We start from the raw sequence: 13,584 nt of genomic DNA, 5'->3' as shown, positions 1-13,584 counted from the left end.
CGGCACCAGTCTTTTTGGGGGAACAGCTATGCCTGAGAACCAGACAGCAGCAGCTTTTGCTAGCGACTGGGCTCAGCATATCGGCGCAACGGGGCCGCTCGCACACCATCTTCGTGCAGAGCGTCTCCGCCCTTGGCTCAGGTTCCATGCACTGCCCAATTCAAAGCGCTATGCAGAGACGCCGGAGGAAAAGAACATAATCCTGAGCCGGGCAGATGAACTGGCAACTGACATGTTGGGACATGGATCAGAGTGCTGGCTCGTCGAATGCAGGGGCGATACCGACAGCCAGCGTCTCGCAACCAAAACCAAAGGCATAGCGGCCTTGAAAATCACGGAGTTGGACGACGATTTTGAGTGGACCACCTATGTATGTCCAATAAAGTGGAAGACTGGATCATCTCGCCGGTTGCTGTGGCAGATTGCGAAGGATCTTACAGGACCCATCTTATGGTTCAAGCGCGCCAATGGCGCGATCTTCGCACCCTATGACGGCGGCTTTGATCTCTTCCCGACATCGCACGCACATGTCCAAACTCTCCGACACAAATATGCGGATTGGCTATCGGACCACCCCGATGGCCTCTAGCAATTCAGCGTACCTCTCTCACCGTTTACAACCGACCCGCTGCAACAACTGAAGAAGAACCGCCATGCAGAACGCAGACTATATCATCATCGGGTCCGGCTCGGCCGGTTCGGCCATTGCCTACCGGCTTTCGGAAGACGGCAAGCATACGGTCATGGTGCTGGAATATGGCGGCTCGGATATCGGGCCGTTCATCCAGATGCCGGCGGCGCTGGCGTGGCCGATGAGCATGAAGCGCTACAACTGGGGTTATCTCTCCGAGCCCGAGCCGAACCTCAACAACCGGCGCATCACCGCGCCGCGCGGCAAGGTGATGGGCGGCTCGTCCTCCATCAACGGCCTCGTCTATGTGCGCGGCCATGCGGAGGACTTCAACCGCTGGGAGGAGCTCGGCGCGCAGGGCTGGGCCTATGCGGACGTGCTGCCCTACTACAAGCGCATGGAGACCTCGCATGGCGGCGAGGCCGGCTGGCGCGGCACCGACGGGCCGCTGCACGTGCAGCGCGGCCCCATGACGAACCCGCTGTTCCACGCCTTCATCCAGGCGGGCCAGCAGGCCGGCTTCGAGATGACCGAGGATTACAACGGCTCCAAGCAGGAAGGCTTCGGCCTGATGGAGCAGACCATCCACAACGGCCGGCGCTGGTCTGCGGCCAATGCCTATCTGCGGCCCGCCATGAAGCGGCCGAATGTTTCGCTGGTGCGGTGCTTCGCGCGCAAGATCGTCATCGAGAACGGCCGGGCCGTCGGCGTCGAGATCGAGCGCAACGGCGTTGTCGAGGTGGTGCGGGCCAACAAGGAGGTCATCGTCTCGGCCTCCTCCTTCAACTCGCCCAAGCTGCTCATGCTGTCCGGCATCGGCCCGGCGCAGCACCTGAAGGACATGGGCATCGAAGTGAAGGTCGACCGGCCGGGCGTCGGCGCCAATCTTCAGGACCATATGGAGTTCTACTTCCAGCAGATCTCCACCAAGCCGGTCTCGCTCTATTCCTGGCTGCCGTGGTTCTGGCAGGGCGTGGCGGGCGCGCAATGGCTGCTGTCCAAGGGCGGGCTCGGCGCGTCCAACCAGTTCGAGGCCTGCGCCTTCCTGCGTTCCGCGCCGGGGCTGAAGCAGCCTGACATCCAGTATCACTTCCTGCCCGTCGCCATCTCCTACGACGGCAAGGCGGCGGCCAAGAGCCACGGCTTCCAGGTCCATGTCGGCTACAACCTGTCGAAATCGCGCGGCAACGTGACGCTCAGGTCCGCCGACCCGATGGCCGATCCCGTCATCCGGTTCAACTACATGAGCCACGAGGAAGACTGGATCAAGTTCCGCCACTGCGTGCGCCTGACGCGCGAGATCTTCGGCCAGAAGGCCTTCGACGAGTTCCGCGGCCCGGAGATCCAGCCGGGCGCGGCCGTCGAGACGGACGAGCAGATCGACGCCTTCCTGCGCGAACACCTGGAAAGCGCCTACCACCCCTGCGGCACCTGCCGCATGGGCGCGGCCGACGACCCGATGGCGGTGGTCGACCCGCAGACCCGCGTCATCGGCGTGGATGGCCTGCGCGTGGCCGACTCGTCGATCTTCCCGCATGTGACCTACGGCAACCTCAACGCGCCGTCGATCATGACCGGCGAGAAGGCCGCCGACCACATCCTCGGCCGCCAGCCGCTTGCCCGCTCCAACCAGGAGCCCTGGGTCAATCCGCGGGCGGCGGTGAGCGATCGGTAAAGCCCGCATCGTTGGCAGGCCGGATGCGGGAAAATTCGTTCCCGCGTCTTGTCGCCTGCGTGACGAGCGTGACAGTGTGCCGCCATGTCACGATATTACAGCAAGTCGAAACTCCTGCGCCGCGGCCGCGCAATGTGGGGCTCGTATCAGGTCTGGCGCATGCGGCTGGTGTTCTGGCTGGGCGCACTGGCCATCGGCGCCGTCAGCGTCGGCTTTGCGCGGCTTGCCGATGTCGCCCAGCATCTGTTCAGCACCGCGCGCACGGCCGGGCAATGGACCTTCCTGCTGCCGCTCGTCATCACGCCGCTCGGCTTCGTGCTTTGCGCATGGCTGGCCATGCAGTTCTTTCCAAACGCGCAGGGCAGCGGCATTCCGCAGGCGATCGCCGCGCGGCATCTGCATGACCGTGAAGACCGCGCGCGCCTGCTCAATCTCAAACTCGCCGTCGGAAAGATCGTGCTGACCATCACCGGCCTCCTGTCGGGCGCGTCCATCGGGCGCGAGGGGCCGACCGTCCAGGTCGGCGCCTCGATCATGCTGCAGGCGGCGCGGTGGGGCGGCGTCGAGCAAGCCCGCGGCCTCATTCTTGCGGGCTCGGCGGCGGGTATTGCGGCAGCGTTCAACACGCCGCTCGCGGGCATTGTCTTCGCTATCGAGGAAATGAGTCGCACTTACGAGTCACGCACCAATGGCGCGGTGCTGACGGCCGTCATCCTCGCCGGCATCGCCGCGCTCGGCCTCAACGGCAATTATACCTATTTCGGCGGTGCTCCGTCCGCCGCCCTGCACGCCTCCGATTGGTGGATGGTCGTGATCTGCGGCATCGGCGGGGGCCTGCTCGGGGCGATCTTCAGCACGGCCGCACTTCGCGGAGCGCGGCGCATCAAGCGCTGGGCGCAGCCCGATATCCGCCGCCGCATGCTGATGCTGGCCGGCGCTAGCGGGCTTGCCATCGCGCTGCTCGGCATCCTGTCCTCCGGTGCGACCTTCGGCACGGGTTACGAGCAGGCGCGTGCTGCCGTGGAAGGCACGGCCCCCTCGCCCTTCTTCTTTCTGGAGAAGCTTGCCGCCACCTTCATTTCCATGATGTCGGGTATTCCCGGTGGCATTTTCGCCCCCTCGCTCTCCGTCGGCGCCGGTTTCGGCAGTACCGTGGCAACCTTGCTCGGCGCGAGCATTTCGCTGGGGGCGCTTGTCGGCATGGCGGGCTATTTCGCCGGCGTGGTACAGGCGCCGATGACGGCTTTCGTCATCATCCTGGAGATGTCGGACAGCCGGGAAAGCGTCATCGCACTGATGGCGGCCTCCATGCTCGGCTACATCGCGGCCCGGTTCATCTCATCCGAGCCGCTTTACCACGGCCTGTCGCGCGCCTTCATTGCCGACTCGATCCGCGCCAGCCGGGCACACCAGCGGGCCGACGCCGAGCGGCCCGCCGCACCATGACAGCCTCTCCCTCATTGCAGACCCAAATATAGTCTCGTGCAACCATAATTTTCCACTATTTATGTAGAATATAAAGAAATAAAGCGCCTTTCGAGGCCGTGCGGCAGTATTTCTTCTCTTCTTGGCGAATGGAGAGATATTTGCTCCTGCGCCGACATTTGAGAAACCCGTTTTGCTGTCTCGGTGTCCCTGCTCCTGCGATAATCCGGCAAATTCTCGCAAAGGCATGGAACGCAATGACTGCTCTCACCGGAAACGGGACCGCGCAGGCCCTCAATGACAAACTCGCAGGCCTCGACCTTGCCGGGCGCCTCGCATTCGTGGCCGAGCTTGGCGGCCGCGCCGTGTTCACCACCAGCCTCGGCATCGAGGACCAGGTCATCACGGCGGCCATCGGCACCGAGCGGCTGGACATCGATGTCGTGACGCTGGAGACCGGACGCCTCTTCAAGGAAACCGTCGATCTCATCGACGAGACCGAAGGCCAGTACGGCATCACCATCGCCCGCTACGTTCCCGCGCAGGACGATATCGACGCCTATGCGGCGAAGTACGGTCTCAACGGCTTCTACGAGAGCGTGGAAGCCCGCCACGCCTGTTGCGGCGTGCGCAAGCTGAAGCCGCTTGCGCGTGCACTTGAAGGGGCATCCTTCTGGATCACCGGCCTGCGCCGCGGCCAGTCCGGCAATCGCGCGGATACGCCCTTCGCCGAATTCGATGCCGATCGCAACCTGATCAAGATCAATCCGCTGGCGGATTGGGACATCGACCGCATCAAGGCCTATGTCGCCGACAATGCCGTGCCGGTGAACCCGATGCACAATCGCGGCTATCCCTCGATCGGCTGCGAGCCCTGTACGCGCGCCATCAAGCCCGGCGAGCCAGAGCGCGCCGGCCGCTGGTGGTGGGAAAACGACGAGAAGCGCGAATGCGGCCTGCACGTCCATGAGGCCGCCGCTTCCACCATCCCGGCCCCGAGCGCCGCCTGACAGACACCCGCCCTCCCAAGGCGCCCCATCCGGAGTTTAGAATTTCCATGTCCGACATCCGTAACGAGGCGGAAGCGAAGCAGAACGCAACGCCCAAGCCGCCGCTCGATCCGCACCTCAAGGCGCTGGAAAACGAGGCGATCCACATCTTCCGCGAGGTCGCTGCCGAATTCGAGCGCCCCGTCATGCTCTATTCCATCGGCAAGGACAGTTCCGTCCTGCTGCATCTGGCGCGCAAGGCCTTTTATCCCGGCCGCGTGCCCTTCCCGCTCCTGCACGTCAACACGGGCTGGAAGTTCGCCGAGATGATCGCCTTCCGCGACAACATCGTGAAGGAATACGATCTCGACCTGATCGAGCACATCAATCCGCGCGGCGCAGCCGAAAACGTCACGCCCTTAACGCATGGTTCGGCGCTCTATACCGACATCATGAAGACCGAGTCGCTGCGCCAGGCGCTCGATGCCGGCAAATACGACGCGGCGTTCGGCGGCGCGCGCCGCGACGAGGAAGCCTCGCGCGCCAAGGAGCGCATCTACTCGTTCCGGACGCCCGACCATCGCTGGGACCCGCGCAACCAGCGCCCGGAACTGTGGAACATCTATAACGGCATGATCCGCCAGGGCGAGAGCGTGCGCGCCTTCCCGCTCTCCAACTGGACCGAAGTCGATATCTGGCGCTACATCCAGGCCGAGGATATCCCGATCGTGCCGCTCTACTTCGCGAAGAAGCGCCCCTTCGTGGAGCGCGACGGCATGATGATCATGGCCGAGGATCCGCGCCTGGAGCTGCTGCCCGGCGAAGTGCGCCAGGAGGGCGTCATCCGCTTCCGCACGCTCGGCTGCTTCCCGCTGACCGGCGCCATCCGCTCCAACGCCACCACGCTCGACGACATCATCGCCGAGCTGGAGACGGCCACCGTCTCCGAACGCCAGGGCCGCGCGATCGACCGCGACCAGTCCGGCTCCATGGAAAAGAAGAAACGCGAAGGGTATTTCTGAGATGACCGTTTCCGCCACTGCAACCGCCGAAGTGCTTCCGATCGAAGCGCCGGCCGCTGAACAGGCCCGCGCGATCCGCGATTCCCGCCCGCTTCGCCTCATCACCTGCGGCTCGGTCGACGACGGCAAGTCGACGCTGATCGGCCGCCTGCTCTGGGATACCAAGGCCGTCAAGGAAGACCAGGCCGCGACGCTGCACCGCGACAGCGGCAAGCAGAACGATCTCGGCCTGCCCGATTTCGCGCTGCTGCTGGACGGCCTCCAGGCCGAACGCGAGCAGGGCATCACCATCGACGTGGCCTATCGCTACTTCTCGACGGACCGCCGCTCGTTCATCGTCGCCGATACGCCCGGCCACGAGCAGTATACCCGCAACATGGCCACCGGCGCCTCCACGGCGGACCTCGCCGTGCTCTTGGTCGATGCCCGCGCCGGCATTCTCGAGCAGACGCGCCGCCATGCCACCATCGCGTCGCTGATGGGCATCCGGCAGTTCGTGCTCGCCGTCAACAAGATCGACCTGACGAATTACGAGCGCGCCCGCTTCCTGGAGATCGTGCATGATTTCAAGGAGTTCGCGCTGACGCTCGGCGTGACGCAGATCACCGCCATTCCGATGTCGGCGCTGAAAGGCGAAAACGTCGTTTATGACGGCCGCGCCAGCATGCCCTGGTATGACGGCCCGACGCTCGTCGAGACGCTGGAAAAGGCCACGACCCGCTCCAACCAGACGGTCGGCTTCCGCCTGCCGGTGCAGCGCGTGTCGCGCCCGGGCGAAAGCTTCCGCGGCTATCAGGGCACGGTCGCCGGCGGCTCGGTGAAGCCGGGCGATTCGGTCGTCGTCCTGCCGTCCGGCATGGTGGCGAACGTCACCAAGATCGTGACCTTCGACCTCGTGCGCAATGCGGCCGTCGCGGGCGATGCCATCACGCTCGTGCTCGACCGGCAGGTCGACGTGTCGCGCGGCGACATGATCGTGGCCATCGACAGCCAGCCGATGACCGGCCGCGGCTTCGACGCGCAGATCGTGGCGCTGCAGCCCGAGGGCATCGAGCCGGGCAAGCGCTACTGGCTGAAAAGCGGCTCGCGCCGCCAGCGCGTGCTCATCGAGCCCGTGAGCCAGCTCGACCTGAAGACGTCGAAATGGAGCACCGCCGAGCGGCTCGGCATGAACGCCATCGGCAAGGTGCATCTCGCCTTCGACGAGCAGGCGATCTTCGATACCTACGAGCAGAACCGCACGACCGGCGCCTTCATCCTGATCGACCCCGACACCAACAACACGGTGGCCGGCGGCATGATCACGGGGCGGCGCTCGGAGCTGGGCGGCATCCACAAGGACGACCAGCGCGTGCTGCTCTCGCTGCCCGCCGATCTCGCGGAAAAGATCATGGCGAGCGAACTCTTCGCAAGCCGCCGTCAGGATGTGGACATTCGCCACACCACCGCCGGCCGCGCCGCGGAAATCCTGGGCGATCTGGACGAATAGGTCGCCGTCCATCGATAGACGCAGAAGCGGCGCCCCTCGGGCGCCGCTTTTCGTTTTGGCTACGCAAAAGAAAGGCACCCTTCGCCAGCAAGCCTGGTGCGAGGGTGCCTGTCATGATCCGGGCTCCGGCGCCTGTGCGGCCGCCGATCTGAAAATCCTCAGAAGAAGAAGTACCAGATCAGCAGGACTGCGAAGAGCGGAACGCCCATCAACCAGAGAATAAAAGCGCGAGCCATGGTTGTTTCCTTTCCTTTATTGCGTTGGACGAGGAATGCGCGCACCGCGATTTTGTTCCACCAAGGGTGGGTATCGGCGGGTGTAACGGCCGGCCGCGCGGCCCGCATTTCCATCACGCGACACCGGCCCACGCCGTCCCCGGTCTGCGATTTGAGCCCGTGCGAGAAAAATCCCGCGGCCTCCCCGGGCTTTCCCCAAGATCGCGGATTTTTTTGAACTTTTCCGCTTGTCGAACGGCTGAGCCTGTTCTATAGAGGCGCCGCTGGTCACGGAGTGTAGCGCAGTCTGGTAGCGCACCACGTTCGGGACGTGGGGGTCGAGTGTTCGAATCACTCCACTCCGACCAGCTGAAACCGCTGGAAGATCGCGCGGTTGAATGTTTCCCGAACCCTTTCAGAATTTCGACGATGGCTGCGGCAGTTGCCGGCGTTTGCGCGTGTTGTTATCGTGTCAAAAACGCTTGAATCGGGAGCTTGGATGACGCGTCAGACGATAGCGACCGCGCTGCTTTGCGTTTCGGCTGCCGGCATCGGATTTGCCCTGCTCGCCTTCGTGATCGGTCTCTTCCCGTCGAGCCTGGCGCTGCTGGCGGTCATCGGGCTGGTGGTCGTGAGCCATCTTTTTGCCCGGCGGTAACGGTCACACCGCACTCAATTCCCTCACCGTAAATGGACTGGCCCCATGGTGAAAGTGATTGCCCGGGACTTCATCGATTTCTGAGACGTCGGTTCGGGCCATGACGCCGCTTGGCGCCAGATTGGCGGTTGCAGCCCACTGTTGCAAATCCGCACGTTTCCCGCCTCATGTCCGGGGATGACCACAAACTTGGCGTGGAGATGATTCCCCTTTTGCGAGCACTGCGCTATGGCGAAATCAGGGGCCCGTCCCGAGTCACCGGGTACGGCTGAACGAAGTCCAAGGAAATGGCACATATGAACTCCCGCATCGCAATCCTGGCAGGCCTGGCGCTTGCCCTTACCGCATGCACCACCGTGAGCGTTCCGACGAACCCGCTGCAGGCGCGCTGGAACGGCAAGACCGCCGGCAGCTTCTTCGCCGCCTACGGCCCGCCGATTTCCGACACCAGCACGGGCGGCACGACGCTCTACAAGTGGCGCGGCGGCTTCTCCAAGGGCCGTTCCTGCTCCGTCGAGCTGACCGTGAACGACGCCTACCGTATCACCAATATCCGCGCGATCGGCGACCGCGTCGACCCGAAGGGCGGCCCGAGCCATTGCGAGACCGTGCTCGACGCCGCGAAGGCGTGACGGGCGGCTGACCCCGCAGATCTGACAAGGGCCATGCGGCGACGCATGGCCTTTTTTTCATGGAGGAACACATGGAAGACCGCCTCTACCACGACCCCGCCCTTGCCGATTTCTACGATCTCGAAAACGGCTGGGACCGGTCCGAGGACTTCACCTTCTGCCAGGCGCTCGCCGCCGATGCCGACAGCGTGCTCGACCTTGGCTGCGGCACGGGGGAACTTGCCGTCGCGCTGTCCGGCGACAGGATGGTCGTCGGCGTCGATCCGGCGCCCGCCATGCTGGAGATCGCGCGCGCCAAGCCGGGTGCGGCGCATGTCGACTTCATCGAGGGAGATGCGCGCACGCTGCGGCTTGGCCGGCGCTTTGCGCTCGTCATGCTGACAGGGCACGCCTTCCAGGTGTTCCTCACGCGCGAGGACCGGCGTGCCGCGCTCGCCACCATCGCCGCGCATCTGGCGCCCGGCGGCCGCTTCATCTTCGACAGCCGCGAGCCGGCCTGCCGCGAATGGGAGGAATGGGGGCCGGAGGAATCGCGACGCCGCCTCGAGCATCCCCGGTTCGGCGCCGTGCAGGCCTGGAACGATGCGGCCTTCGACGCCGGCACCGGCATCGTGACCTATGAGACGCATTACGAGATAGAGCAGACCGGCCAGCGCCTGTCGGCCGCCTCGCGCATCGCCTTTCCCACCAAGGAAGAGCTGGAGGCGCTGATTGCCGACGCCGGCCTGCGGGTCGAGCGCTGGTACGGCGACTGGCAGGGCAAGGCCTGGACGCCCGGCGCGCGCGAGCTCATCCCGCTCGGCACGCTCGCCTGACGCCCCCCAAGGCGTTCCCCCAGACGTTTCCTCAGACGGAACGCATCAGGCCGCCATCGACGCGGATGTTCTGGCCCGTGATGTAGCCCGCACCCTCCGAGGCGAGGAAGGCGACGGTCGCGGCGATCTCCTCGCTGGTGCCGTAGCGCTTCATCGGCACGCTGTCGCGCCGCTCCTCGGTGCCCGGCAGGCTGTCGATCCAGCCCGGCAGCACATTGTTGATGCGGATGTTGTCGGCCGCATAGGTGTCGGCGAAGATCTTCGTATAGGCGGCAAGCCCGGCGCGGAAGACGGCCGAGGTCGGGAACATCGACGACGGCTCGAAGGCCCACGCCGTGGAGATGTTGACGATCGACCCGGACTTCTGCGCCTTCATGATCGGCGCGACCAGCCGCACGGGCCTGACGACGTTCAGCAGATAGACGTCCATGCCCTTGTGCCAATCCTCGTCCGTGATGGCGGTGATCTCGGCGCGCGGGCCGTGGCCGGCGCTGTTGACCAGCACATCGATGCGGCCGAAGGTCGAGACGGCGAGGTCGACGAGCCGCTTGAGGTCGTCGTTGGACTGGTTGGACCCGGTGACGCCGATGCCGCCCAGCTCGGCGGCCAGCGCCTCGCCCTTGCCGGACGACGACAGGATGGCCACCTTGAAACCATCTGCCGCCAGCCGCCGCGCCGAGGCCGCGCCCATGCCGCTGCCGCCGGCGGTGATCACCGCTACCTTGTTCTCGCTCATGCCTGTCTCCCGTCTTCGAATGAGAACCGTTGATAGCACCTTCCGCCCCCGCGCGCGAAGCACCTTCCGTCGCCGGACACGGCAAATGCGATTTTCAAAGCCGCTTGGCCACCGGCGCCGATGCGACTATCAATCGAAAAACCGAGCGCCCCCGTCAGGAGCATGACAGATCGTGACTATGCCAGAAGACGCGCCCGCAGCGCGCCCGCGCCGGGCGACCCGCGTCACCCTGCTGTGCCGCGGCGCCACCGCTGCCAACCGGCAGGCGCGGTTCTCCGCCGAGGGCAGCCTCCTGCCGAAGGAACCGGCCCGCGCGGCGGCGCTTGCGGAAAGCTTGCGGCCCTTCGACCGCGTGTTCTGCGCGCCGGAGGCCTGTGCGGCCGAAACGGCGGCGGCCTTCTCCGCCGCACCAACCCCCTGCCCCACACTGCGCGATGTCGACTATGGTGCGTGGAGCGGACAGACGGTGGACGAGATCGCGGGACGCTTTCCAGAGGCGCTGCGGCACTGGATGGCCGATCCGGCCGCGGCCCCGCATGGCGGGGAAAGCTTCGAGGCGGCGGCGGGCCGTGCCACAGGCTGGCTCGATGAAGTGCACGGCACGGGCGGGCGCATCCTTGCCGTGACGCACGCCATGCTGCTCAAGCTGGTTTTCGCGCATGTGGTGGGCGCGCCGCTTACGGCGGTCTGGCGCATCGATGTCGAGCCGCTCGGCTTTCTCGACCTGTCGAGCGACGGGCGCCGCTGGGCGCTGCGCGGTTTCGGCACGGCGTCGCCCCCGGCTGGTCCCGACGGCGGCGCGTGACGCCTCAGCCCGCTGCGGCGAGCGGCAGGAACGGCACGATGGCGCCCGTCGCCTCGTGGCCCAGCGCGTCCTCGTCCGCCGCGATACCCTCCGCGCCTTTGTCGAGGACGGCGCGCCATTGCGAGACCAGCGCCAGATAGGAGCCGCCACCGAAGCGCCGCGCCATCCTGTCCTGCTGGCGCAGCGTGATGCGCACCGTCGCGCGGCTGAACCGATCCGTGTGGGACAGGAAGGATTCCGGTTCCACGCGCCGCGCCAGCCCATCCAGCACCGCCTTGCGCAGGATGGGCAGGTCCGGGCGCGCGAACTGCGAAAAGAGATCCTGGAAGCGCGCATGGTCGTCGATGTCGAAATCGAGATCGCGGCCCAGGCTGTCCATGACAGGATTGGCGGGATGCAGATAGCCGAGCGGCGCATGGTATTTCGGGATCGGCGTGTTGGCCGAATGGGTGCGCCGCGAGCGGATGAGGTGCGGCAGGAGATGGGTGTGCGGTCCCGGCGGCGAGACACCGCCCGTATCCGGGCCGCCGATCTTCTGGAAGACCTCGATGCGGCCGAGGCGGGTCAGCGCGACACGATGCGGGTGTGCCTTCTGGATGGCCGCCGTCGCCGGATTGTGCGGATCGAACAGGCTGCGGCCGATCTCGGCGCGCAGGATGGCGAGAAGGGCCGGATCGTCGGTGCGGATGCAGAAATCGCATTGCGGCAGGGCAAGGCCGAGATCGAAGAGGATGGCGGCCCGGTCCGTCACGCGCACGGCCTCCGTGTCGGGGCCGAGTTCGGTCAGCGCCTTGCGGCCGTTCATCGCCGCGTCGCGCTGCGGCAGGCAGAGCGCCACGCCGTGGCTCCAGCGCTGCGGGCGGCAGCTCAGCGCCTCATAGGCGACGGGCACGATCTGCCCGACCGTATCGGCATCGAGCCGGATGGCGCCACGCGGCGTGGCGCGCACGAAGAGCGTCGGCGCATCGGCCTGCAGATATTCGCCCGGGTCCTGGTGAAATTCCGCGACGGCGCCGTAAGACCCCATGCTCCACCCGGCCCGCCGGTCGATGAGATGATCGATCAGGACATCCCTGATATCCGCCATGGTTTCCTCCGTCTCGATTGAACGCCGCGGCGTTGCATCGGCGGCGTGGACCGCGCCGGCCTTCTACAGCCGGCGCGGCCGGTTTGTCAGGCGGCCTTCAGCAGGTCGCCATGCGGGTCGAGCACGAACTTGGTCGCCGCGCCCTGGTCGAAGCTCTCGTAGCCCTGGACTGCATCGTCGAGTGCGATGATCTTCGCGTTGACGATATCGGCGATGGGCAGGCGATCGTGCAGGATGGCCTGCATGAGTTGCCGGTTGTACTTGAGAACAGGCGTCTGGCCGGTGTGGAAGGACTGCGCCTTCGCCCAGCCGAGGCCGAAGCGCAGCGACAGGCTGCCCTGCTTGGCCGCGCTGTCGACGGCGCCCGGATCTTCCGTGACATAGAGCCCGGGAATGCCGATCGAGCCGGCGGCGCGGGTGATCTCCATCATCTGGTTCAGCACGATGGCCGGCTGCTCGCCGCCCGCATGGCCGCGCGCCTCGAAGCCGACGGCGTCGATGGCGCTGTCCACCTCGTTCGTGCCCACGACCTCGGCGATCATGTCACCGAGGCGATCGCTCTTGGAGAGGTCGATCGGCTCGAAACCCACCCGGGCGGCATGGGCCAGACGGTCCTTGTTGAAGTCGCCGATCATCACGACCGCCGCGCCGAGAATGCGCGCGGACGCGGCCGCCGCAAGCCCGACCGGGCCGGCACCGGCCACATAGACCGTCGAGCCGACGCCGACACCCGCCTTGACCGCCCCGTGGAAGCCCGTCGGCAAGATATCGGAGAGCATGGTGAGGTCGCGGATCTTCGACATGGCCTTGTCGCGGTCCGGGAACTTCAACAGGTTGAAATCGGCATAGGGGATGGTGACGTAGCGGGCCTGGCCGCCGATCCAGCCGCCCATGTCGACATAACCGTATGCGCCGCCGGCACGCGCGGGATTGACGGTGAGGCACACGCCGGTGTCCTGCGACTTGCAGCAACGGCAGCGCCCGCAGGCCACGTTGAACGGCACCGAGACGATGTCGCCGATTTGGAGCATCTCGACGTCGATGCCCTTCTCGATGACCTCGCCGGTGATTTCGTGGCCGAGGACGAGGCCGGGCATGGCCGTCGTGCGGCCGCGCACCATGTGCTGGTCGGAGCCGCAGATATTCGTCGAGATGACCTTGAGGATCACGCCGTGTTCGATACGGCGGCCATCGGGGGCCTCCAGCTTCGGGTCGTCGATGTCGCGGACCTCGACCTTGCCGGGTCGCATATAGACGACGCCTCTGTTCCTGCTCATGTTCTGTCTCCTCCTGGGTTTTGCCTCGTCCGGCCCGCCTGGCGCGCGCCGGATCCTCTCGGAACGACCGCGCACGCCAAGCGGCGGAGCGCGGAACGTCGCTCGACGAAGGATGGAGAGGAGAAGGA

General features: G+C 65.7%; 14 protein-coding genes and 1 tRNA gene. 11 read left to right on the top strand and 4 right to left on the bottom strand.

The genetic code is table 11. The annotated features are described in order from the left end of the window. Positions 1-28: 28 nt before the first annotated feature. The 6 genes from GR158_RS09020 to cysN all read left to right on the top strand — a co-directional run bounded on the left by GR158_RS09020 (position 29) and on the right by cysN (position 7,231). On the top strand, positions 29-589 hold the full coding sequence (locus tag GR158_RS09020; protein WP_160870814.1) for a hypothetical protein: 561 nt from the start codon (positions 29-31) through the stop codon (positions 587-589). 64 nt (positions 590-653) lie between these two features. Next, complete coding sequence (gene betA, locus GR158_RS09015) at positions 654-2,306, top strand: choline dehydrogenase (protein WP_160870813.1); 1,653 nt, start codon at positions 654-656, stop codon at positions 2,304-2,306. Between the two features lie 84 nt (positions 2,307-2,390). Then, positions 2,391-3,752, top strand: coding sequence for a chloride channel protein (locus tag GR158_RS09010; RefSeq protein WP_160870812.1), 1,362 nt, complete (start codon positions 2,391-2,393; stop codon positions 3,750-3,752). A gap of 236 nt (positions 3,753-3,988) precedes the next feature. Then, positions 3,989-4,741, top strand: a complete 753-nt coding sequence (locus tag GR158_RS09005) for a phosphoadenylyl-sulfate reductase (RefSeq protein WP_134651757.1) — start codon at positions 3,989-3,991, stop codon at positions 4,739-4,741. Positions 4,742-4,788: 47 nt separating this feature from the next. Further along, complete coding sequence (gene cysD / locus GR158_RS09000) at positions 4,789-5,742, top strand: sulfate adenylyltransferase subunit CysD (protein WP_160870811.1); 954 nt, start codon at positions 4,789-4,791, stop codon at positions 5,740-5,742. A gap of 1 nt (position 5,743) precedes the next feature. Then, positions 5,744-7,231, top strand: a complete 1,488-nt coding sequence (cysN, locus tag GR158_RS08995) for a sulfate adenylyltransferase subunit CysN (protein WP_134651761.1) — start codon at positions 5,744-5,746, stop codon at positions 7,229-7,231. Positions 7,232-7,389: 158 nt separating this feature from the next. On the opposite strand, the gene GR158_RS25090 is transcribed toward cysN, so the two are convergent. Then, positions 7,390-7,581, bottom strand: a complete 192-nt coding sequence (locus GR158_RS25090) for a hypothetical protein (protein WP_202402210.1) — start codon at positions 7,579-7,581, stop codon at positions 7,390-7,392. Between the two features lie 156 nt (positions 7,582-7,737). On the opposite strand from GR158_RS25090, the gene GR158_RS08990 reads away from it, so the two are divergent. From GR158_RS08990 to GR158_RS08975, 4 genes are all read left to right on the top strand, one after another. Further along, positions 7,738-7,814: transfer RNA gene (locus tag GR158_RS08990), tRNA-Pro, on the top strand. A 131-nt stretch (positions 7,815-7,945) separates the two neighbouring features. Then, positions 7,946-8,104: a hypothetical protein gene (locus GR158_RS08985; protein WP_160870810.1), complete on the top strand. Its 159-nt coding sequence runs from the start codon at positions 7,946-7,948 to the stop codon at positions 8,102-8,104. Between the two features lie 296 nt (positions 8,105-8,400). Beyond that, positions 8,401-8,736, top strand: a complete 336-nt coding sequence (locus GR158_RS08980; protein WP_160870809.1) for a hypothetical protein — start codon at positions 8,401-8,403, stop codon at positions 8,734-8,736. 71 nt (positions 8,737-8,807) lie between these two features. Further along, positions 8,808-9,551, top strand: a complete 744-nt coding sequence (locus GR158_RS08975; RefSeq protein ID WP_160870808.1) for a class I SAM-dependent methyltransferase — start codon at positions 8,808-8,810, stop codon at positions 9,549-9,551. A 31-nt stretch (positions 9,552-9,582) separates the two neighbouring features. Here the strand turns inward: GR158_RS08975 and GR158_RS08970 are convergent, their stop codons facing one another. Next, positions 9,583-10,287: an SDR family oxidoreductase gene (locus tag GR158_RS08970; RefSeq protein ID WP_134651658.1), complete on the bottom strand. Its 705-nt coding sequence runs from the start codon at positions 10,285-10,287 to the stop codon at positions 9,583-9,585. A 178-nt stretch (positions 10,288-10,465) separates the two neighbouring features. Here GR158_RS08970 and GR158_RS08965 point away from each other — a divergent pair, with 178 nt between their 5' ends. Beyond that, positions 10,466-11,092, top strand: coding sequence for a histidine phosphatase family protein (locus GR158_RS08965; RefSeq protein ID WP_246665608.1), 627 nt, complete (start codon positions 10,466-10,468; stop codon positions 11,090-11,092). A gap of 4 nt (positions 11,093-11,096) precedes the next feature. Here GR158_RS08965 and GR158_RS08960 read toward each other — a convergent pair whose 3' ends face one another. Together GR158_RS08960 and fdhA are read right to left on the bottom strand one after the other, a co-directional pair. After that, complete coding sequence (locus GR158_RS08960) at positions 11,097-12,179, bottom strand: hypothetical protein (protein WP_160870806.1); 1,083 nt, start codon at positions 12,177-12,179, stop codon at positions 11,097-11,099. Positions 12,180-12,265: 86 nt separating this feature from the next. Next, positions 12,266-13,456, bottom strand: a complete 1,191-nt coding sequence (fdhA, locus tag GR158_RS08955) for a formaldehyde dehydrogenase, glutathione-independent (protein ID WP_160870805.1) — start codon at positions 13,454-13,456, stop codon at positions 12,266-12,268. Positions 13,457-13,584: the final 128 nt, after the last annotated feature.

Source organism: Shinella sp. AETb1-6, assembly GCF_009826875.1.
GTDB lineage: Bacteria > Pseudomonadota > Alphaproteobacteria > Rhizobiales > Rhizobiaceae > Shinella > Shinella sumterensis.
Note: the sequence above shows the minus strand (reverse complement) of the source record. Positions and strands in the feature narration are given on the sequence as shown.

Excerpts from the sequence above, each read along its gene's own strand:
- GR158_RS09020 (WP_160870814.1), top strand. The coding sequence starts at position 29 with ATGCCTGAGAACCAGACAGCAGCAGCTTTTGCTAGCGACTGGGCTCAG.
- betA (WP_160870813.1), top strand. The coding sequence starts at position 654 with ATGCAGAACGCAGACTATATCATCATCGGGTCCGGCTCGGCCGGTTCG.
- GR158_RS09010 (WP_160870812.1), top strand. The coding sequence starts at position 2,391 with ATGTCACGATATTACAGCAAGTCGAAACTCCTGCGCCGCGGCCGCGCA.
- GR158_RS09005 (WP_134651757.1), top strand. The coding sequence starts at position 3,989 with ATGACTGCTCTCACCGGAAACGGGACCGCGCAGGCCCTCAATGACAAA.
- cysD (WP_160870811.1), top strand. The coding sequence starts at position 4,789 with ATGTCCGACATCCGTAACGAGGCGGAAGCGAAGCAGAACGCAACGCCC.
- cysN (WP_134651761.1), top strand. The coding sequence starts at position 5,744 with ATGACCGTTTCCGCCACTGCAACCGCCGAAGTGCTTCCGATCGAAGCG.
- GR158_RS25090 (WP_202402210.1), bottom strand. The coding sequence starts at position 7,581 with ATGGAAATGCGGGCCGCGCGGCCGGCCGTTACACCCGCCGATACCCAC.
- GR158_RS08985 (WP_160870810.1), top strand. The coding sequence starts at position 7,946 with ATGACGCGTCAGACGATAGCGACCGCGCTGCTTTGCGTTTCGGCTGCC.
- GR158_RS08980 (WP_160870809.1), top strand. The coding sequence starts at position 8,401 with ATGAACTCCCGCATCGCAATCCTGGCAGGCCTGGCGCTTGCCCTTACC.
- GR158_RS08975 (WP_160870808.1), top strand. The coding sequence starts at position 8,808 with ATGGAAGACCGCCTCTACCACGACCCCGCCCTTGCCGATTTCTACGAT.
- GR158_RS08970 (WP_134651658.1), bottom strand. The coding sequence starts at position 10,287 with ATGAGCGAGAACAAGGTAGCGGTGATCACCGCCGGCGGCAGCGGCATG.
- GR158_RS08965 (WP_246665608.1), top strand. The coding sequence starts at position 10,466 with ATGCCAGAAGACGCGCCCGCAGCGCGCCCGCGCCGGGCGACCCGCGTC.
- GR158_RS08960 (WP_160870806.1), bottom strand. The coding sequence starts at position 12,179 with ATGGCGGATATCAGGGATGTCCTGATCGATCATCTCATCGACCGGCGG.
- fdhA (WP_160870805.1), bottom strand. The coding sequence starts at position 13,456 with ATGAGCAGGAACAGAGGCGTCGTCTATATGCGACCCGGCAAGGTCGAG.